The organism is Caldalkalibacillus salinus (genome assembly GCF_016745835.1).
GTDB classification, from domain to species: domain Bacteria; phylum Bacillota; class Bacilli; order Caldalkalibacillales; family JCM-10596; genus Caldalkalibacillus_A; species Caldalkalibacillus_A salinus.
In genome coordinates this window covers 92,191-114,239 of sequence record NZ_JAERVL010000017.1, presented here as the reverse complement: position 1 = coordinate 114,239, position 22,049 = coordinate 92,191, and the positions used below count along the sequence as shown (strand labels likewise).

16 protein-coding genes and 1 riboswitch are annotated in these 22,049 nt (G+C 43.3%); of the genes, 15 read left to right on the top strand and 1 reads right to left on the bottom strand.

Going from position 1 to position 22,049, the window contains the following annotated elements:
* The first annotated feature begins 47 nt into the window (after nt 1-47).
* From JKM87_RS11440 to JKM87_RS11375, 15 genes are all read left to right on the top strand, one after another.
* A complete protein-coding gene (locus tag JKM87_RS11440) occupies nt 48-1,877 on the top strand; it encodes a GAF domain-containing sensor histidine kinase (protein WP_202080499.1) in 1,830 nt (609 codons plus the stop codon).
* Nucleotides 1,874-2,596: a response regulator transcription factor gene (locus JKM87_RS11435; protein ID WP_202080498.1), complete on the top strand. Its 723-nt coding sequence runs from the start codon at nt 1,874-1,876 to the stop codon at nt 2,594-2,596. The genes JKM87_RS11440 and JKM87_RS11435 overlap by 4 nt, the downstream gene beginning before the upstream one ends.
* Before the next feature lie 227 nt (nt 2,597-2,823).
* Entirely contained in the window at nt 2,824-4,239 is a 1,416-nt protein-coding gene (locus JKM87_RS11430) for a S8 family peptidase (protein WP_202080497.1), read from the top strand.
* 183 nt (nt 4,240-4,422) lie between these two features.
* Complete coding sequence (locus JKM87_RS11425) at nt 4,423-4,713, top strand: iron-sulfur cluster biosynthesis family protein (RefSeq protein WP_202080496.1); 291 nt, start codon at nt 4,423-4,425, stop codon at nt 4,711-4,713.
* 484 nt (nt 4,714-5,197) lie between these two features.
* Nucleotides 5,198-6,613, top strand: a complete 1,416-nt coding sequence (gene treP, locus JKM87_RS11420) for a PTS system trehalose-specific EIIBC component (RefSeq protein ID WP_202080495.1) — start codon at nt 5,198-5,200, stop codon at nt 6,611-6,613.
* 9 nt (nt 6,614-6,622) lie between these two features.
* A complete protein-coding gene (locus JKM87_RS11415; RefSeq protein ID WP_202080494.1) occupies nt 6,623-8,374 on the top strand; it encodes an alpha,alpha-phosphotrehalase in 1,752 nt (583 codons plus the stop codon).
* Between the two features lie 19 nt (nt 8,375-8,393).
* A complete protein-coding gene (gene treR / locus JKM87_RS11410; protein ID WP_202080493.1) occupies nt 8,394-9,110 on the top strand; it encodes a trehalose operon repressor in 717 nt (238 codons plus the stop codon).
* 134 nt (nt 9,111-9,244) lie between these two features.
* Nucleotides 9,245-9,423: riboswitch (Lysine riboswitch) on the top strand.
* 165 nt (nt 9,424-9,588) lie between these two features.
* Nucleotides 9,589-11,214, top strand: a complete 1,626-nt coding sequence (locus JKM87_RS11405) for a Na+/H+ antiporter NhaC family protein (RefSeq protein ID WP_202080535.1) — start codon at nt 9,589-9,591, stop codon at nt 11,212-11,214.
* A 245-nt stretch (nt 11,215-11,459) separates the two neighbouring features.
* Entirely contained in the window at nt 11,460-12,281 is an 822-nt protein-coding gene (locus tag JKM87_RS11400; protein ID WP_202080492.1) for a YitT family protein, read from the top strand.
* 175 nt (nt 12,282-12,456) lie between these two features.
* Nucleotides 12,457-12,585, top strand: coding sequence for a hypothetical protein (locus JKM87_RS18085; protein ID WP_272899206.1), 129 nt, complete (start codon nt 12,457-12,459; stop codon nt 12,583-12,585).
* A gap of 418 nt (nt 12,586-13,003) precedes the next feature.
* Nucleotides 13,004-14,737 (top strand): ABC transporter ATP-binding protein, encoded by a 1,734-nt coding sequence (locus JKM87_RS11395; protein ID WP_202080491.1) that lies wholly within the window; start codon nt 13,004-13,006, stop codon nt 14,735-14,737.
* 77 nt (nt 14,738-14,814) lie between these two features.
* The gene (locus JKM87_RS11390) at nt 14,815-16,848 is read left to right on the top strand and encodes an ABC transporter ATP-binding protein (RefSeq protein ID WP_202080534.1); all 2,034 of its coding nucleotides are present in this window, start codon (nt 14,815-14,817) and stop codon (nt 16,846-16,848) included.
* Nucleotides 16,849-17,064: 216 nt separating this feature from the next.
* Nucleotides 17,065-19,614 (top strand): S8 family serine peptidase, encoded by a 2,550-nt coding sequence (locus tag JKM87_RS11385; RefSeq protein ID WP_236838769.1) that lies wholly within the window; start codon nt 17,065-17,067, stop codon nt 19,612-19,614.
* A 204-nt stretch (nt 19,615-19,818) separates the two neighbouring features.
* Complete coding sequence (locus JKM87_RS11380; RefSeq protein WP_202080490.1) at nt 19,819-20,175, top strand: DMT family transporter; 357 nt, start codon at nt 19,819-19,821, stop codon at nt 20,173-20,175.
* A gap of 1 nt (nt 20,176) precedes the next feature.
* Complete coding sequence (locus JKM87_RS11375) at nt 20,177-20,491, top strand: DMT family transporter (protein WP_202080489.1); 315 nt, start codon at nt 20,177-20,179, stop codon at nt 20,489-20,491.
* 268 nt (nt 20,492-20,759) lie between these two features.
* Here JKM87_RS11375 and JKM87_RS11370 read toward each other — a convergent pair whose 3' ends face one another.
* Complete coding sequence (locus tag JKM87_RS11370; protein ID WP_202080488.1) at nt 20,760-21,971, bottom strand: mechanosensitive ion channel family protein; 1,212 nt, start codon at nt 21,969-21,971, stop codon at nt 20,760-20,762.
* Nucleotides 21,972-22,049: the final 78 nt, after the last annotated feature.

The following is a 22,049-nucleotide window of genomic DNA, read 5'->3' as shown; positions in this document are numbered from 1 at the left end:
AGTTTTTATGTCTTAAAGGATCTTTGATTTGTGAGGAGCATTATGTTTTGAAATCTAAACGTTTGATCCATGTCTTAGTTTTATTAGCTGTTGTGATTGTTTACATAGAGTGGCCAGCGTTTCAATTAGATATATCCCCCACAGGGGACGTTGTGGCGTTGCTCATTTTAACGGCGTTTCTGTTTGTGATCAAACACTACCCCATGCCCTTAAGCTTTGGAACCGCTTCTCTCGAGTTTCCGATTATGTATTATCTCGTGATTAAGCATGGTTTTTTAGAAGCGATTCTCGTGCTCATCTGTGTGTCACTTATATCGGATCTTATCGATCGCCGCTCGGTTCAGGTCTTCCTTTTTAATAGCTCGAATTATATTATTAGCTATTGGATCGCCTATCAGGCTGTCACAATCACATTTACACAACCTATGACTGAATTGACCGATCGTATGTTATACCTCACTGTGTTCTTATTGTTATCCACGATCATAAATAATATCTTAGTTGATTTGGTTCTATGGGTACGTCCACAGGCCTACACTTTGAAGCAATGGGTACAAAAAGCAAAATTAGAATCCTTTGTGGTGCTTATTAACTTTGCTTATTTGTCACTCTTTTACTTTTTTGATCACCAGAATTACTCTGGCAACGTGTTTGAAATCACGTTTTTCTATATGCCACTCGTGACAGCTGCGATAATTGCTCATATCATCACGAAACTCACGCATGAGAAACACAAACTAGAAGTGTTGTTTCAGTCATCTAAAAACTGGAGTGGGACCCTAAGTTTAGAGAAAGTGTTAGATGGAATGGAGAAGGCGATAGACCAAGTGCTTAGCTATACGTTTGGTATGATTTATATACACCAAGATGGTCAATTGGTGCCTTTAAAAATTTTCGGATATAAGGTTGAGAAAGGCAAGGAACTCTATCTGTCGCTAGGTGCAAATGTCACTCGCAAGGTCCAGGAAAAAAAAGAAACGGTTCTGATTTCCAGATATATACCCACCTCCGAAGAGTCGGCTTTTAAAACGAGCCAAAAAGGGTTTGAGAAAACCGCTTTCATTGCGGCACCGATCTGCATTGATGAAGATATCTATGGTGTCATTGTTCTCGGTAAAGAACGTACGAGAAGTTATTTCGAAGAGGATAAACTCATGCTTGAAACTTTAGCTAACCATGCTTCTATGGCCATTCGTAACACGCTATTGGTTCAAGAAAGAGAAAAACGGCTCATTGCCGAAGAGAGAAACCGATTAGCTAGAGAAATTCATGATGGCATAGCCCAATCTATGCTCGCTGTCACCTTAAAGACAGAGACTTGCCTTAAGTGCGTCGACACAAAACCCCACCGATTAAAAGGGTTGTTGGAGGATAATGTTCACAAGTTAAGAAAGAGCTTAAAGGATATACGGCAGTCGATTTATGCTTTGCGTCCCTTGCCAACGCAGCTATATGGCTTGCGCAAAGCGATAGAAAGAAAGGTACTAGAGTTTGAGCTTTCCTGCGGGATAGAAACCGTCTTTACTGTGGAGGGCAAACCCTACTCTATTTCGGATGCTGCTGAGGAAGCGTTGTATCAGATCCTATCTGAATCTTTGCAAAATATTAACAAACACGCCCAAGCCACACAGGCTCAAGTGACGCTAGATTACGCCACCGATCACATCAGTCTTTCTATTAGAGATAATGGCATTGGGTTTTCGTTAAGTCAGGCGTTACAGCACGAGGATCACTTCGGTATCCAAAATATGAATGAGCTCGCGCAAAAGTATGACGCTTATTTTCAAATTAACACTGCAGAAAGCAAAGGGACTGAGATTAGTATTAGTATTCATGAAGCACACTTTCACCGGATCAGAAAGGATGGTGTCGTATGAAAACAAGTATCGCGCTTGTAGATGATCATGCCGTTGTACTTGAGGGTATGGGGCTAATTATAGACCTAGAAGAGGATTTAGAAGTGGTAGGCAAAGCTACGAATGGCATTGAGGCGGTCACCTTGATAGAACGGACCAAGCCTGATGTCGTCCTCATGGATATCAACATGCCTGAAATGGATGGCGTTGAAGCCACCAAACGCATCAAAAGCATCTCACCTGAATCTGAAATATTGATTCTAACGATGTACGATAAAGACGAATATCTCTTCTCTGTTCTTCGCTCCGGTGCAAGTGGCTATCTCTTAAAGGATTGCCCCTCCGAAGAAGTCGTGGATGCCATTAGGGTGGTCGCCAACGGACAGTCAATGCTTCATCCAGCGATGGCCAAAAAACTTTTAAACCAGTATGCGATGCAAGCGGAGGAGGAAACATCAGGATCTTTAGGGTCACATGTACATCACTCAAATGAACAGCCAGCTGAGAGTCCACCACCGAGCCAATTTGAACCCTTATCACCGAGAGAAGCAGAAGTGCTGAGATTACTGGTAGAGGGAAAAACGAATAAGGACATTGCTGAAGTCCTGTTTATCAGTGAAAAAACGGTCAAAATACATCTGAATAAGGTTTATAAAAAATTAAAAGTCAAAAGTCGCTCTCAGGCTATTATTTGTGCCATTCAATATAAAGTACTGGAGACGTCAACCCCTTCCTCATAAAGGCCCAATTTTTTGGGTCTTTTGTCTTTTATCTGTCAATCTATGGTGGATACACTTAGTAGATTTTAACAAATCAGTAGGCAATACAAGCGTTTACTTAAACATCAATTGTTCATATCAGTAGATCATTTGTTATATTTTTAGATTTTAACTATTCGATTTCATGATACAACGCTACGATAGATATTGTAAGAATTGTGACAAAATTATAAAGAGGAGGAAAATGAATGAACAAAAACATGAATCTTGCCATTTCAATTGTGTTAGTCGTCATGTTGGTTTTTTCTTTAACACCGGCAGCGACGACGTTTGGTCAAAGCACAAGTCAGTTTGAAACGGTCGTGGATCCAAAGCTAACTGAAACGCTCGCCCAAACTGAGGAAGCTGTCCAAGTGATTGTGACTTTCTGGGGTGATGAAGGGGTAACAGAAGGGCAGTTAAATGTGTTAGAAGACGTCAACATTACGACCGGCTTTACATTTGAATCATTGCCGATCGCGGGTGTTTTAGCCACTAAAGAACAGATCGAAGCTTTGGCGACTGCCTCTGAGGTTCGTTCTTTGTACCTCAATAGCGAATTAGAGTATTTTAATGAGGATTCTACAGATTTAACAGGTGTGGACAAGCTGAGAGAGGACCCAAATTACCGCTTTGATGGCCTTCCAATCTCGGGAGATGGGGTCACTGTACTCGTCAATGACAGCGGTGTTGATGGGACACATAAAGACCATGAGTTTGGACGTAAGCTCGTACAAAATGTCATGGGAACAACAAATCTCAATGCTTATGATCGTGAGCTACTTCCTGTTACATATCTAGAGGATCAGCCTAACACGGACACAAACTCTGGACACGGTACGCATGTTGCTGGCACCGTGGCTGGTACGGGAGCGATGTCTAGTGGTAAGTACGAAGGCGTCGCACCAGGAGCTGACCTTGTAGGATATGGATCAGGTGCCGTACTATTCATCCTAGATGCTTTAGGCGGGTTTGATTACGCGTTAACGCACCAACACGAATATGATATTCGTGTCGTGACGAACTCTTGGGGATCTTCAGGAGACTTTGACCCACACAACCCTATCAATGTGGCTACAAAGCTATGCTATGACCGTAATATGATTATTACATTCGCAGCGGGTAACTCCGGACCTTCAGCTGATACGCATAATCCTTATGCCAAAGCGCCATGGGTTATTTCAGTGGCAGCTGGGACAAAAGACGGTGACCTTGCTGACTTCTCTTCTAGAGGAACGGAAGGACATGAGGAGAGCTTTGAATTAGATGGACAAACATGGACGTGGCAAGACCGCCCAACAGTGACAGCACCAGGTGTAGATGTGATCTCTACGATTCCTCCCAGTCCACTAATGCCACTAGGTGTGTCTAGTGAAATTGACCCTGCACACCAGCCTTACTATGCGATGATGAGTGGTACGTCCATGGCGACCCCTCATGTTGCAGGTATCGTGGCACTCATGCTCCAAGCGAATCCAAGCTTAACACCGGACGAAGTCAAAGACATTTTACAAGATACAGCAACGGATATGCCGGACTATGACGCTTGGGAAGTGGGCGCAGGTTACGTCAACGCTTATGATGCAGTAGAAAAAGCTTATGGTATGGTCACCAAAGAGAAATAGTAATAAAGGACACAAATACAGAAGGATACAAATGACGACCAAGAGATCAAAGGAATAAGGCCATGTTATAAGTAGGTTATAAAGTACAGTGTCGCCAAGGCGCTGTACTTTATTTATTATTCTTTATCCGTTACAATGGTCATTACAACATTCAAGAAGGGTTAATGGATAAGGAGTGTTAATGTGGAAATTAAAGTCACACGACCCGCTTTTAGCTGGTTTAAAAAAGAGATGGCATTAGCTTCGGGCGATTATGTTCGCTTTTTCACACGGTACGGAGGTTGTGGAACCTTTCAAAGCGGATTTTCCCTAGGAATGAACAAAGATCAGCCAAAAGAAATGGGTGCCGAAACAGAGATAGACGGCATCACGTTTTATGTGGAAAAAGAGGACTTATGGTATTTTGACGGACATGACCTGACAGTGAAATACAGTAAGAAACGGGATGAAATTGAATTCAAGCATGAAAACTAAGCAAGTCACACGATGAAGGTGAAGACAATCTGTGTAAGATTGTGAGATATACAAGTAGGATCTTGAACCACCGGGGGCTTAAAAATCAAAAGAATCAAATATGAAACTGCTGAAAAACGTTCGGTCTTTTAATATAACCGAACGTTTTTTGTTTGCACTATTTTATTATAATTTGACCTTGATGCTCAAATAATAGGGAGAAACGAAACGTCATCGGAAGAGTGTAGCATCGTTGCGTCATATCCATACACACGTTCTCATGAGAAAGTCATTAATCCCTTTTTTCAAGCGACCTTCACATTTTGGACAAAAATTCTTAGGCCTTTAGGCTTGCAAAACATGTATATACATCTTAAAATGAAAGGGCTTAACAAACTTGTATATACAAGATTGATATTATGAAAGCGGATTAGAAGAAAAGGTATTATACTTACTATCACCCGCAAAAAGCCATGATGTATTTATATCTATAGGGGGTTAAGACATGGACATCAAACAGTCTACCGAACAGATTATAAAAGCAGTCGGTGGAAAAGAGAACATCTCAAAAGCGACCCATTGTGTCACACGCTTGAGATTCGCCTTAGTTGATGAAGATCAGGTGGACCAAGAAGCACTCGAACAAGTCGATGCTGTTAAGGGCGCTTTCTCTAGTAACGGTCAGTTCCAAGTCGTTATCGGACAAGGAACAGTTGATAAAGTTTATAAGGCGCTCGTGGAACAAACGGGAATAGGAGCATCTACGAAGCAAGACATTAAGGATGAGGCAGAGAAGAAGCTCAACCCATTACAACGCGCGATTAAAACGCTTGCGGATATTTTCATTCCCATTCTGCCTGCGATCGTGACAGCCGGTTTATTAATGGGGATTAATAATATACTTACAGGACCGGGAATTTTCTTTGATGAGATGTCGATCGTGGATGCTTACCCACAGTGGAACGATCCGGCAGACATGATTAATTTAATTGCCAATACAGCTTTTGTTTTCTTACCCGCGCTGATTGGGTGGTCAGCTGTACGCCGGTTTGGCGGAAGTGAATTACTCGGTATTGTACTAGGGCTCATGCTCGTTCACCCAGCATTGATGAATGCTTGGGATTATGCTGAAGCGATTAACGAGGGAAATGTGCCCGTCTGGAACATCTTCGGATTTGAAGTGCAAAAGCTTGGTTACCAAGGGCAAGTTCTACCAGTCTTAATTTCAGCTTATATTTTGGCACGTATTGAAGGCTTCCTTAACAAACGCGTGGCCGATGCGTTTAAATTATTAGTGGTCGCACCGATTACGTTACTCCTTGCAGGGGTCTTAGCGTTTATAGTGGTAGGGCCAGTCACCTTTGCCATCGGGAACATGATTACGTCAGCTTTCGTCGGCGTATTTGAAGCCATTCCTGCCTTAGGGGGACTGATCTACGGTGGTTTATACGCACTCCTCGTTGTGACAGGGATGCACCATACCTTCTTAGCGGTGGATTTACAACTGATCGCGTCTACAGGGGCAACATTCTTGTGGCCAATGCTCGCGCTGTCTAATATTGCACAAGGTTCAGCAGCGTTAGCCATGATGTTTGCATCAAAGGATGAAAATGTAAAAGGTCTCTCCTTTACCTCAGCTATTTCTGCGTATCTCGGCATTACAGAACCCGCGATGTTCGGGGTGAACCTTCGCTTTAAATACCCGTTCATCTTTGCTATGGTAGGTTCTGCCATCGCTGGTCTTTATATCACGTACCAAGGGGTTAGAGCAACGTCTATTGGCGTTGGGGGCATTCCAGGATTCTTATCTATCTTCCCCGAATTCTGGCTTTCCTTCTTTATCGGTATGGGCGTCGTCATCGTCGTACCATTCGTCTTAACCGTCATATACGGGAAATACAAGCAAAGAAAAGGTGAATAAAAACAAATGATGAACGAACCATGGTGGAAAAGATCTGTCGTTTATCAGATCTATCCGAAAAGCTTCAACGATACAACAGGAAACGGTGTTGGTGACATTCAAGGGATTATAGCCAAACTGGACTATCTCGAAAAACTGGGGGTCGATGTGATCTGGTTAACGCCGATCTACGCCTCCCCTCAAAGGGATAACGGGTATGATATCAGTGATTATTACGATATACATGAAGAGTATGGCACGATGGAGGATTTCGAACAGCTGCTAGAAGAAGCTCATCAGCGTGGTTTAAGCGTTATTATGGATATCGCCGTGAACCACACTTCAACTGAACATGAATGGTTCAAACAGGCCGCCCAATCTAAAGACAATCCTTATCGTGACTTTTATATTTGGAAGGATGGTCAAACCGCGATCCAAGCGGAAACGGATGGCGATAAGCCGAGTAAACAACAGGGGTCAGGAGACGACAACGCGCCAACTGATGTCCCAACAAATTGGGAATCCAAATTTGGAGGTTCGGCTTGGGAATACGATGAGCATACAGGGCAGTATTATCTTCATCTATTCGACGTCACACAAGCAGACTTGAATTGGGAAAATCCAACGCTAAGAGAGCATGTTTATGATATGATGCACTTTTGGTTTAAAAAGGGAGTTGACGGCTTTCGTTTAGATGTCATTAACCTCATCTCCAAAAATCAGGACTTTCCTGACGATGATGGTTCCGTTCCCCCTGGAGACGGAAGAAAGTTTTATACTGATGGTCCTAGAGTCCATGAGTTTATGCATGAAATGAACCAGAAAGTGTTCTCCCAATATGAAAGCATGACAGTGGGGGAAATGTCGTCTACGACGATCGATCACTGTATTAAGTATACGGATCCGGAACGAGAAGAGCTGGATATGACCTTCAACTTCCATCATCTGAAGGTCGATTATTTGAATGGTGAAAAGTGGTCTGTCGTCGATTTTGATTTTCAAGCGTTGAAGGATATCCTCACCAAATGGCAGGTCGGCATGCATGAGGGTGGCGGATGGAATGCCCTCTTTTGGTGTAATCATGACCAGCCACGTGTGGTCTCACGCTATGGTGACGATGAGACGTATCATCGTCAGTCGGCTAAGATGCTAGCCACGACTATTCATATGATGCAGGGCACGCCTTACATTTACCAAGGTGAAGAGTTCGGCATGACCGATCCCAAGTTCGATTCGATTGATCAGTACCGTGATGTTGAGTCGCTTAACATGTATAAGATGAAAAAAGCAGAGGGCTGGGATGAACAAGCCATTCTACAAGCTTTGAAAAAGAAATCTAGAGACAATTCACGTACGCCTGTGCAATGGGATCATCGTCCACACGCAGGATTTACAACAGGTACGCCTTGGATTTCCACAGCCGATAATGTGGCCGAGGTCAATGCGGCTCAAGCCCTTGAGGATGAGGATTCCATATTCTATCACTACCAGAAGCTCATTCAACTAAGGAAGGAATACGATATCATCACGTACGGACGCTATGAATTGATCTTAGACGATCATGATCAAATTTTTGCCTACGTTCGCCATGGAGAAGGGGAGAAACTGTTAGTCGTCAACAATTTTTACGGTACCGATGTGACATTTGAATGTCCAGTTTCTCTTCAGCAATATGAGGCCAACATCCTCATATCCAATTACAAAGATTCGTCTGAAACGTATGATCGTGTACATTTAAGACCTTATGAGTCTATCGTTTATCACTTAAGCCCTTCATGCTAAAATGAAGTCAGGTGATGCTATGCAAAATAAATATTTAACCATATATCAAGATATTGTTGATGAGATTAAGGATGCGAAATACAAACCTGATTCAAAGCTTCCTTCAGAAAACGCTTTATGCGAGCAGTATTGCACCTCACGAGAAACGGTGCGAAAGGCTCTTAATTTACTTTCTCAAAACGGCTACATTCAAAAAGTCAGAGGAAAAGGGTCGATCGTTCTAGGTCTGAGTAAATTAGATTTTCCTATCTCCGGTGTTGTCAGCTTTAAGGAGCTGGCTCAAAAGATGGGAGACAAGCCCCGAACGATCGTCCATCAACTCCATTTAGATAAGCCTAACGATACGTTAATCAACCACCCGTCCTTAACGCAACAGGATCGCATCTGGGAAGTGGTCCGTTCACGTGAGATTAATGGAGAGAAGATCATTCTCGATAAAGATTATCTACTACAAAAGCATGTCCCTTCTCTAACAGAAGAGATATGTGCAGACTCCATTTACGAATATTTGGAAAAGGATTTACGTTTACAGATTAGCTTTGCCAAAAAAGAAATTGTTGTAGAGTCCGTAACTGAAGAGGATCAATGCTATCTAGATGTCGATGGACATGACCAAGTAGTCGTTGTACGAAGCTTCGTTTATCTAGAAGATACGAGCCTGATCCAATATACAGAATCCCGACATCGAACAGATAAGTTTCGATTTGTCGATTTTGCACGTCGACATCAACCCTAGAGTCGTAGAATTAATGGTAAATTTTAAGTGTTTACGAGCGTCAAATTCACTGTTGCCACATTCATGCCAATATTGTTATAATAGAAAGCGCTTTGCAATAGTATAAAATATACATGTTGTGCCTCATCATTCACAGATGAGGTAGAGGCGCGGATTATCATCAGTATCCTGTAGGAGAATGACAACCATGATTACAGGTGAAAGGGACTTCCGCCGAAGCTTTAGGGATGCGTCAACATGCCTATTGCTGGGGTTATACTGAAGAAGTGTAACACTGTCACACCTAAGACGGTTGTGGAGAACTACACCATTTGTGATGGGGATAAGCATTGTCCATAAAGGCAATGATAGGAGATTCCTGTCATTGCCTTTTTTTTTACGAGCAGTGATAGATTTGCGTTTGTCGTACTTAAGAGTGTTCGTTGAAATGGGCATTTCCTCATTGCATAGTGGATTAAAAGAGGAGGAAATGAGAAGCATGGAAGGAACAATTTATTCTTTAATTCCACCACTCCTAGCTTTACTCATGGTTGTGATCACGAGAAGAGTACTCATATCCCTAGGTCTGGGTATTGTTGTCGGGACGCTCATGATTAACGGTACTGAAGGAGATCTCGCTTCGTTTGGTGGACTTTATGATTGGATAGTTAATAGTGTTGTTTATGTTTTTGACATTGTGAGAGGTATTTTTGTCGTATTTGAAGAAGATACGTGGCAATTGAACAGCTGGGAATTTTACATTATTTTATTTTTACTCTTACTCGGTATGATGGCTGCACTCATTGCGCTTTCCGGAGGAAGCCGAGCGTTTGGTGAATGGGCGCAAAGCAAAGTGAAGACAAAGAAAGGGGCACAGCTGAGCTCAGCTATCCTAGGTGTCATTATATTTATCGATGATTATTTTAACAGCTTGCTCGTTGGTAATGTGAGTCGACCGCTGACGGATCGCCATCGTGTATCTAGAGCAAAGCTTGCCTACCTTGTGGATTCTACGGCTGCGCCGATGTGTGTGATCGCACCCGTTTCTAGTTGGGGCGCGTATATCATTACCATTATTGCCGGTATATTGACTCATCATGGCATTACGCAGTATGAGGCGTTACAAGCTTTTATGTACATGATACCCATGAATTTATATGCGCTTTCTGCCCTCGTGCTTGTATTTGCTGTTATCATGTATAGACTTGATGTTGGCCCGATGAAAGAACATGAGGAACGTGCTGAGGCATCGGGTGAGGTGCTTGATACGTCTAAAGGGGCTGTCCCTGGGCATCAGGACGATGAAGCCCTGAAGCAGGGTCATCACGGAAAAACGCGAGACCTGATCATGCCTATAATAACCCTCGTCGTGGCTACAGTATTCTTCATGATCACGACAGGAATACAAGGTACAGAAGGCAACGTGACCCTTCTGAGTATATTTGTAAATACGGATGTGGCTGCGGCCCTCGTATACGGAGGACTCATTGGTTTAGGTGTGGCCGTACTGCTGACGTCCATCCGTTTATATGGCGTCCATCATTTCAGCGTCGCCGCTTTTAAGGATCTAATAGCCGGTTTATGGGCCGGGATTAAGTCCATGTTACCCGCCATTTATATTCTCGTCTTTGCTTGGACGATCATAGAGATCATTGGTGCACTGAAGACTGGCGCATATTTGGCGAGCATTATTGACGGTAACATTCCAGTGATGTTGCTCCCAGCCCTCGTCTTTCTTATCTCTGGTATTATGGCGTTCTCAACAGGGACGTCTTGGGGTACATTCGGTATGTTACTCCCAATTGCAGGTGAAATGGCGGTGGTTGTAGATGTTCAGTTGTTACTACCCATGCTAGCTGCTGTATTAGCGGGAGCGATATTCGGAGATCACTGTTCTCCAATATCGGATACGACGATTTTGTCTTCAACAGGTGCAGGGAGTCACCATATTGATCATGTGATGACACAGTTACCTTACGCTTTAATGGCTGCCGCTACGACGTTTATTGGCTATCTAGCCTTAGGCTTTACTGGCAGTGCATTGGCTGGGATTGTAGCCACATTACTCAGTATGGCGGTCGTCGTTTACATTCTAAAGGCAAAATTAAAAGCGACAGCCGCATAAAAAGATTCAATTGCAATGGCATAAAAAGATTCAATCGCAAAAGATAAATAAAGATAGATTAATTTAGTCTTCTTTGTTACAGTAAGAGGTTGTAGTATGTGCACACCTGCCTCTTACTGTCTTTTTTTTATGGTCATTTATAGGATACTTTTAAATAGGGGACTAAAAAATATGCGTAAAAAGAATAGTTTAGGGATATATAAAGAATAAGAGCCTAGTCTGCTCAAATTGGGGTGAAAAAGGAAATGTTAAACAACGTGTATCGACTTCTTATTATTTTAGTAGCATCCATTATTGTAGGGTTCGCTTTTAATGTTTTTCTCCTTCCGCATGAAGTATTTACAGGAGGCGTCACAGGTTTCGCCATGATTCTGGGTCTGATTACGCCCCTTAATGCAGGTATTTGGATTGTACTCCTCAATATCCCGATTCTTATTCTAGGATGGACCAAAGTGGGAAAAACGTTCATCGGTAACAGTCTTTTCTCTGTGTTGGTCACGGCTGTATCCATGCAATATATACCTGTGGTCAAGGTCACAGAGGATGCACTCCTTTCTTCTGTTTTTGGTGGTATTATAGCAGGCGTTGGGATTGGCCTTATTGTTCGTTTTTATGGCTCGACTGGTGGCTTTGATGTGATCGGCTTACTGCTCATTAAAAAACGTGATATGCCATTAGGTGGCATTATATTCGCTTTAAATAGTATTGTGGTTGTCGTATCAGGCTTTATATTCTCTTGGGAATTAGCTTTGTACACCTTGGCTTCCATCTACATTACAGGGTTAGTGATTGATCGTATTCACACCCGACATATAAAACTGAATCTCATGGTGGTCACGAGCAAAGGTGAGGAACTTCGGACAGAGCTGCTATCTAAATTGTTCCGCGGTATTACGGTCATTGAAGGACGAGGGGCGTATTCAAAGGAACAAAGAGAAGTACTCTATACAGTCATTTCACGTTATGAATTGGCGGTTGTACGCCCGTTAATCAAAAGCATAGATCCTAATGCGTTTGTGAGTGTTAGCCAAACGATGGAGGTCATGGGTAACTTCCGTCGGGAATAAGGAGAATAGGCGTTTCAACAGCTGTAACGAAGTGTAAAAAAAAGTGTTGACAATTTTAATGCTAAAATTATACAATTTAGTAGCACAAAGACAGAAGGTAAGTTTGATGATAAGTTGTAAATGTGAAAGTAAATTTAAATTATAAATGTGATAGAACCATAAAGGAGGGGCTAACATGCGTTTGAATATCATTGCTAATCCATTCATGCTTCAACGCCAGTGCACTGGAGACTCACAACGGCAACAATTTCATACGCATGTGACCCGCATGGTATCTATGATACATGATGAACGCGAGTTTTGAACACGAGAACATATGGGCTGGCTTAATCCTCCCGTTTATGCACCTCAGGTTCGAACGCTAGCCATCTACATCTACCAAATCTAACACCAACAGTGTTAAGATACATACCATTAAGCAGGTCACGTCATGTGCCTGCTTTTTCTTTGTTAAATGACCTTCATCAAAGCTGATCTGACTGCAACAGAAGCTGATCTGATTGTAACAGAAGCTTAAGGATGGTTCACAGAGCTGAGAAAACACGGCACATAGGTGTCGTGTTTTGTTATTTTCAGGAGATTACATGCTGTAAGGTCGAAAACAAAAAGATCGCATGCTGTGACATCAATTCTAGAGGATCAAGTCAGTGATGAAGCAGTATCTCTAGCCCAAGTTGAACGAATGAATCCATGTACAAACTTACTGAAGGAGTGACCCTCTTATGTTCACTGTATTCAAAAAATTAGGATGGTTCTTTAAACGCTATAAAAAGAGATATACCATCGCTGTGTCCCTGCTTATATTAGTCAGTTTCGTTGAGGTCTTGCCACCTATGATTATTGGAACGGCCATCGACGATATTCAATTCGGTCTCATGACCTGGGATCGTCTGACAGAAATATTATTATTTTATGGTGGACTGATCGTGGTCAGTTATACCGTCACATACGTTTGGATGTACCAATTGTTTGGCGGGGCTTTTCTTGTCGAGCGTTTAATGCGATCACAATTCATGCGTCATCTGCTGCAAATGACCCCTAAATTTTATGAAACGTATCGTACAGGAGATCTCATGGCCAGAGCCACTAATGACCTTAAAGCGATCTCACTCACCGCTGGTTTTGGCATCCTGACCTTGGTTGATGCCACGGTGTTTATGCTTGTCATTTTAGGTGTCATGATACTGTTTGTGAATTGGAAACTGACACTCGCAGCGTTGTTACCACTGCCTATCATGGCTGTCTTAATGCATCGCTACGGGAAGAAGATTCATCAACGTTTTACGGCAGCACAAGACGCATTCGGGGATATGAATAACAACGTCCTCGAATCCATATCGGGTATCCGGGTAAACCGTGCATATGTACAGGAGAAGGCAGATGTCCAACGCTTCAAAGATATGACCGAGAACGTCTTTCAGAAGAATCTAGCAGTGGCGAAAGTGGATGCGTTATTTGAACCGAGTATCAAAGTATTGGTTGGATTGAGTTATGTCATTGGGATCGGTTACGGCGCTTATCTCGTGTTCCACAATGAGATAACCCTAGGGAGCCTCGTCTCATTCAACATTTATCTCGGTATGATGATCTGGCCTATGTTTGCTGTGGGTGAACTCATCAATGTGATGCAAAGGGGCAACGCCTCCTTGGATCGTGTTCAGGAAACATTATCGTACGAGGCCGACGTGCAGGATGTTGAACAGCCTACAACGATTGATCAACCGGAAGATATCATGTTTCAGTCTGTGACCTTCTGCTATCCGACCTCCAATGTTAAACGATTACGGGACGTGTCGCTCACTATTAAACGAGGTCAGACCATAGGGATTGTAGGGCGAACAGGGAGCGGTAAAACAACGTTACTTCAGCAGTTGCTCAGACAATACCCATTAGGCGGTGGTCAGGTTCTTATATCGGGTGTTCCTATTGAACATATTTCATTACAGCAACTACACGAATGGATCGGTTATGTGCCCCAAGAACAAGTCTTATTTTCTAAATCCGTCAGAGAGAATCTGACCTTTGGAAAGCATGATGCGTCTCCCGAGGCGATCACACACGCTTTACGCATGGCCGCTTTTGACGATATCATCTCTATCTTGCCTCAAGGTTTAGATACGTTGGTGGGTGAAAAGGGCGTCGCGCTTTCTGGTGGTCAGAAACAACGTGTGTCTATTGCCCGCGCACTCATCCTTAATCCCGATATCCTGATACTGGATGATGCCATGTCCGCTGTTGATGGTAAAACAGAGGCTAAAATCATCGATAACATCAGGCGGGAACGAGCAGGAAAAACCACATTGATCGCTACGCATCGCATGAGTGCTGTTGAGCATGCAGATTGGATTATAGTACTCGAAGAGGGTCGCATCGTTGAACAAGGGACGCATGCCGATCTCATACGTCAGGACGGTTGGTACAAAGAGCAATATGTCCGTCAGAAAGTGGAAGGGTAGGGTGAAACTATATGAACGAAAATAACAAACCACAAACGGCCGATCATCAAGATCAGCACTCGGAGTATACGAAAAAAATGACGGCCAAACGCTTATATCGTTACGCTTTACGTTTTAAGAAAACGATTATGATCGCGCTTGTGCTGTTAACTGTCGCAGTGTCCGCTGAATTAACGGGACCGTTTATTGCTAAAACGATTATAGATGACCACATTACAGGCATTGAACAAGCATGGGTGATGGTGGAGGATACACATGACCCTTATGCCGTTTCTTATCAAGGTGCGTTGTATAAGAGAGGTGACCGATTAACGGAGACCGAAGCGCAAAGCTTGGACGAAGCAGCAACGCTATATATCCTACAAGTCGGGACACGGTATTACGTGACAGAGGATACCGTTCCAAGTCAAGGAGAGGCACGAGAGGAAGCAGGGGAGGTGTATGTTCAAAATGGTGAGGAACGTATAGCACTAGATACGACCCGTTTGTCGGCAGAAGACGTGTTCGGCTTTTATCAACCTGAGGTCACGCCTATTATCAAGTGGTTAGGTTTATACGTAGGCTTACTCATTTTTGCTTCTTTTTTCCAATACGGCAAATCCTACTTACTCCAAATGTCCGCTAATCGTATTATTCAAAACATGAGGCACGATGTGTTTACTCACATTCAGACACTCCCGGTATCATTCTTTGACCAACGACCTGTAGGGAAGATCGTGTCACGAATCACCAATGATACGGAAGCGATTCGAGAACTGTACATGAAAGTATTGGCCACTTTCTTCACCAGTATCATATATATGACCGGCATTTATATTGCCCTGTTTTTATTAGACGTGACACTGGCCTCCATCACGTTACTCGTGGTTCCACTTATCGTACTATGGACCATCTTGTATCGCCGCTATGCTTCACGTTTCAATCATGCGATTCGTGCACGCCTAAGTGATATAAACGGGATGATTAACGAATCCATTCAAGGGATGCCTATCATTCAGGTTTTTGGCAGACAGAAACGAACAGAGGAAGAATTCGAACAGCTTAATGAAGACCACTTTCACTATCAGAATAAATTACTCCACCTCAACGCTATGACCTCTCACAACTTGGTTTTTACGATACAAAATATCTGTTTCGTCGTCCTCATCTGGTACTTTGGTGGGGCCGCGATAGGCGTTGGGAGTGTGATCTCAATCGGGTTGTTATACGCTTTTGTCGATTATCTCAACCGTTTATTTCAACCCGTATCTGATATAGTGAACCAACTAGCCCAACTCGATCAAGCGATGGTTGCGGGAGAAAGGGTGTTTCACTTGCTCGATCAGGATGGTGAAGGGGTAGAAGAAGGTAAAATCCCTAAGTACCAAGGTGATGTTGCTTTTGAGCAGGTGTCATTTGCTTATGAAAAAGATCAATATGTCCTCAAGGATATATCATTTGAAGCAAATCAGGGGGAGACGGTAGCGCTTGTAGGACATACCGGCTCAGGGAAAAGCTCCATTATGAATTTACTCTTTCGCTTTTATGATCCGCAGCATGGCCGAATCAAGATAGATGGGCAGGACATCACCACGATCCCAAAGCAGCATATTCGCCAGCATATGGGGATCGTACTACAGGATCCTTTCCTCTTTACAGGGACCATTGCCTCTAACGTGAGCCTGAATGATCCATCTATTTCAAAAGAAAAAGTGATCAATTCGCTTAAAATGGTAGGGGCTGACCGATTCATTGAGCCGCTACCACATCAATACGATGAACCCGTCGTGGAGAAGGGAAGCACGTTGTCCTCTGGACAAAGACAATTGATATCCTTTGCTCGAGCTTTAGCTTTTGATCCGGCCATTCTTATTCTAGATGAAGCCACCGCCAATATCGATACGGAAACAGAAGCGATGATCCAACGTGCATTGGAGGTATTAAAAAGAGGACGTACGACGTTTATTATCGCCCACCGTTTATCGACCATTCGGGAAGCGGATCATATTTTAGTCTTAGATCATGGCCACATTGTTGAGCAAGGGAAGCATGATGCGCTTATACAACAAAGGGGTAAATACCAACAGATGTATCAGATGCAAATGAACAGCCAGCCCACCTTAACGCGTTAATCAGGACATAAATGAAGGACATCAAGTAAGAAAGAAAATAAGTCTTATACACGGCCCAGCTCCACACATCAACGTGAACTGGGTCCTTCTTTTGTCCTGTACGACGTTAGTTATAAATCTGAAATAAGCCTTATCTTCCGTACGATTTATTGCTATGATTAAATTGTTAGAATGTTTGAATACTTTGTGAACATATAGAAAAGGAGGATGAAAAAGATGCAACATAAACAGAAGTTGTCAGTGTTATTGGTATTTGCACTCGTTTTATCTCTTGCTATGCCAGCATTTGCATTAACTGACACTGATGAGCTTAACGAACTGGCGCGCGCCTTTGATGACATTCCTTTAAACACTGATGTCTCTACTGATGTGGACGAGCTCTTACTCGAAGAACTCAAGCAGGCGACACAAGTGGAGGTCATTGTTACTTTTTGGGGTGAGGACGGGCCTTCAGAACGACACGTTGAATTACTAGAAACCGTTGGAATTGAAGTCGGTGTGACACTAAATGAACTGCCCATAGCTGGCGTAATTGCCAACGCAGACCAAGTCGCGACACTGGCTGAATTACCTCAAGTTCGTTCTTTATATTTTAATGAGGAATTGGAGTATGAAAACTACGAAGGAACGTCTATTACTGGCGCTAAGAAGGTATTAACTGAACAATCTTTCACGAAGCAGAACGGAGGCTTACCGGTCTCTGGAGAGGATATTACGGTCCTCGTTAACGACACAGGTATTGATGGAACGCATGACGACCTACCTTATGGCACTAAAGTCATACAAAACGTCTTAGGCTCAACGAACTTAAATGGGCAATCTGACCTACTACCCGTAACGTATACCGAAAATGTACCGAACACGGACACTGCATCCCACGGGACTCACGTTGCTGGAACAGTTGCAGGAACCGGTGCGAAATCCAATGGAAAATACGCAGGGGTAGCCCCTGGTGCAAATCTTGTGGGATACGGATCTGGTGCGGCGCTCTTCATTCTAGACACGCTTGGAGGATTCGATTACGCACTGACACACCAGTTAGAATATAACATCCGTGCGATTACGAACTCCTTTGGAAGTCCTAGCGACGTTGGAACACCGTTTAATCCTGACCATCCCACCAACGTAGCCACAAAGAAGTTATATGATCGTGGTATGGTCGTCGTATTCTCCGCAGGGAACTCTGGACCAGCGGAAGATACGATAACAGGGAACTTTAAGAAGGCACCATGGGTCATTGCTGTGGCTGCTGGAGATAAAGATGGCAACTTGGCAAGTTTCTCCTCTCGAGGTGTAGAAGGGGGCGGAGGTCAAGTGACCATTGATGGTGAGACTTACACTTGGGAAGATCGCCCGACGGTAACCGCACCTGGTGTGGACATTATTTCCACTAGAGCCGTAGATGTACTAACACCTATCGGTTTACAAGGAGACGCTGAAGATATTGAGACAGCTTACGTCCCTTACTACTCGAGTGCGAGTGGGACATCCATGGCTGCACCGCATGTGGCTGGTATTGTCGCTTTAATTCTTTCAGCTAATCCTACATTATCTCCTGATGAAGTGAAGCAGATCATACAAGATACAGCCACCAATATCCCTGGGCGTGCTGATTGGGAAGTCGGGGCTGGGTATGCCAATGCGTATGCGGCAGTAGATACGGCTTTGAACGGTCGCGAATATGGACAAACCCTTAATATGAACCAAGATTTCAATAGTAGCGTTGACTTAGAAGTTGAACGTGAAGACATCGTTATCGACTATGACCCGGCGACGAATGGAAGCACGCCTTTTCTAGTTGATGAGGGGCTCACAGAATTAGCTGTCACAGTCTATGGAGAAGGATTTATGGAGAGCGGTAATCCTATTAATCTCATTCTAATCGACCCGAATGGGAAAGAATACAGTTCAGGGATCTCGCTACTTTTCTCCTTATACTTCGATCGCACTGTCATCGTACCTTCGCCGACGCCAGGTGAATGGACAATCGAAATTCGTGGGCTAAGAGGAGCCGAAATAAATCCTACAGGTACCGCTCTTCCGGAAGAAGTAGAAGGGGTTGTGACCACTAAGCGCTCTACTGGTTATACTGGACTAGAGGATATAGAGGGACATGATAGACAAGACGAGATTAAGATGGCTGTCCATAACCGTTTGGTTGATGGTTATCATAATGGTAAATATCGAGCGGATCGTGCCCTAACTCGTGAAGAGCTTGCCGAGTATCTCGTGATGGGCATGGGGATTCGTCAGTATCTACCCGTCGATGGATCACGCTCTTTCGGAGATGTATCCACTGACTTCTTACCTTATGCTGAAGCGGTAAGCGCTAGGGGAGGCGCACTTAAGGATGCCTTTATCGTTCAGAATCCTGTGATGCTATCTGAAGGCACCACATTTGATTCTGATCGCGCTGTGACGAGAGAAGACATTGCTTATTCACTCGTACAAAGTCTTGGGCATCAATCAGAGGCAGAAGAAAGAAACACCGTATTAGAAGACGGTAATATGGAAGTGTATTATGGCGATCAGAGAATTGTCATTACAGACGCAGATGAAATTGCGCCAGCGTTAAGAGGATATGTTGAACTCGCGTTTGACCTCAGCATTTTAACACCAGAGGATTTCTTCGCAGAGAACATGGCGTACGAATTAAATGACGGTGAAGTGACGTTCTACGCTCAATTTGAGCCGACGAAGAACATCACACGTGGCGAATATGCCGCCTTCGCTAATCGTACCTATAGCTTGTATTTACAACAATAACAGCCATATTTTTTAGTATATAGTAGTCGGTTTTATGACTAATACTACATTCAAAAAAGCGTCGTTTGAAAAACAAACGGCGCTTTTTTTGTTGTCTTGAGCGACACGGCTTGGCTATAACCGATCAATTCATTTGCCATGCTATATGAATAATTGATATGATCGAATCACTTTAGTAGATCGGTATGAAGGGGCGTGACAACCATGGGATGGATCTATATTATCATCGGAGGCGTATTTGAAATAGGGTGGGTTGTAGGGTTAAAGCTATCAGAAGGCTTCACTCAGTTCATCCCTAGTATCATAACGGCCATTCTGATTATGGTCAGCCTTTGGGCGATCGCGAAGGCCATGAATTTTCTCCCTATGGGAACTGTATACACAGCTTTTACTGGTATCGGGACAGTAGGAACCTCGATCATAGGAATGATGTATTTCGAAGAGCCTGTGGAGTGGCTCAGACTTTTATTTTTAACGTTATTAATCATAGGCATTATCGGTTTAAAGGGAGCGTCTTCCTCAAAGTACACAGACACGACGACAGTGAAGGGAGAGTCATAATATGGCCTGGGTAGCATTGTTCGTTGCCGGTTTGTTCGAGATATTGTTCGTCACCTTCCTCAAATTATCTCAGGGGTTTAAACGTTGGGGCGCGACACTAGCCATGAGTGTGGCGGGTGCATTGAGCTTCTATTTACTGTCTTACGCCCTACAATTTCTCCCTTTAGGTACAGCCTATGCGATATGGACGGCTATCGGGGCCGTAGGGAGTGTAGCCGTGGGTATTTTATGGTTTAAAGATGCGTTTAATCAAAAAATGCTGTTTTTTATTTTTTGTATTGTCATAGGCGTGATCGGGCTTAAACTCACCACTTGATATCTTTGATCTTATTATTAAATTAAGGATAGAATAAAGATCGGTCGTAAAATCAATAAATCGATCAATCACATGCAAGCACAAAAAAGCATCATATAAATTTATTGCCATGCAAAAGAACGTTAATTAAATGATGCAAAAAAGGCGTGTGTCTGGTTCATTATCTTCCCAAAGCACACGCCTTTATGATGGTTGGTTTGGTTATATTCATTCTATGTTTACCAGTGTTATGACACTTGCCATGGTAATGGCGCCCTTGTTGACCCCTTTAATCTGATCGTCTTGATCCTCCTGGTTCTCCTGTGCTATCCGTGCTTTCCTCTGATTGACTATTATCTTCTGTGTCTGCCAGAGATGTTTGTTCAGGTGTACTTTCGACGTATAGACTGCGACTAGGAAAGGCAATAGAGACGTTTTCTTTTTCTAAAATCTCCATGATGCGTAAGTTACAGTCCTCTTTAACTTGTAACCATTCGCCCCAGTCTGTCGTTTTTGTAAAGAAGTACAGAAAGATATCGAGGCTGCTATCATTAAATTTATCAAAATTAACGAACAGAGTTTCCTGATCGATGTCAGGGTGTTGCCGGAGCATATTACGAATTTGATCGACGCACGCTTTAATTTTATCCCTCGGTGTACCATAAGTAACACCCAAATGAAAGGTGATTCGTCTTCTGCCCATTTTGGTCCAGTTTGTGATAGCTTCATTCGCTAACGTGGAGTTCGGAACGGTGACAACCCCCTGGGCAAAAGTACGCACCTTGGTACTTCGGAAGGTGAGGTCTTCGACGGTTCCCTCCACTGTTGGGGTTTCAATCCAATCGCCAATCGTAAAAGGCTTCTCGGTGATAATGACGATGCCTCCAAAGATATTCCCGACGGTATCCTTAGCGGCAAGAGCGAAGGCTAAACCACCCAATCCCAGCCCTGCAATAAATCCACTCACATTATAATCGAATTCCAGTGCAACCATACTAAAAGCCAGTGCAATGATCACAAAGCGTAGGACCTTTGAGATAAAAGGCATGATGATGCGATCGAATTGGTAGCCAAATCGTTGCCCAAATCGTTCAAGCCAAGTTGATGTTTCACTGGATAAGCGATAAAGCCCCTGGGCGATGAGGACAATAACGGAGGCTCGAAACAACGTAAAGAGGCTATCGTTTATCTCCCGTGCATCGTCTATGAGCGGTAAATGACCGAAAAAGTACTTCAGTGATACATACAATCCCAGCACAATAAATAAAGACCGCAATGGTTTTTCGAAGGCGACAACGACGGATCGGTCCAGGTCAAACTTGGTGTTTTCAGTAAATCTTAATATGAGGTTAAATATATACCGCGTAAAAATCTTCCTAAATAACCAAAAAGCCAAAAAGATAATGGTGGATATTAGTGCAGCTAAACCGAAATCGAGCCATAAATAAAGGTCTAAAAATGGCACAATATAGTCGATATACCATTGTCTAAAAATTTGCATCAACAATCTGAACTCCTTTATATGGTTATATGGTATAAAAGTCCTTGGTCAATCTGTTGCCACCTGAGACAACTCGGC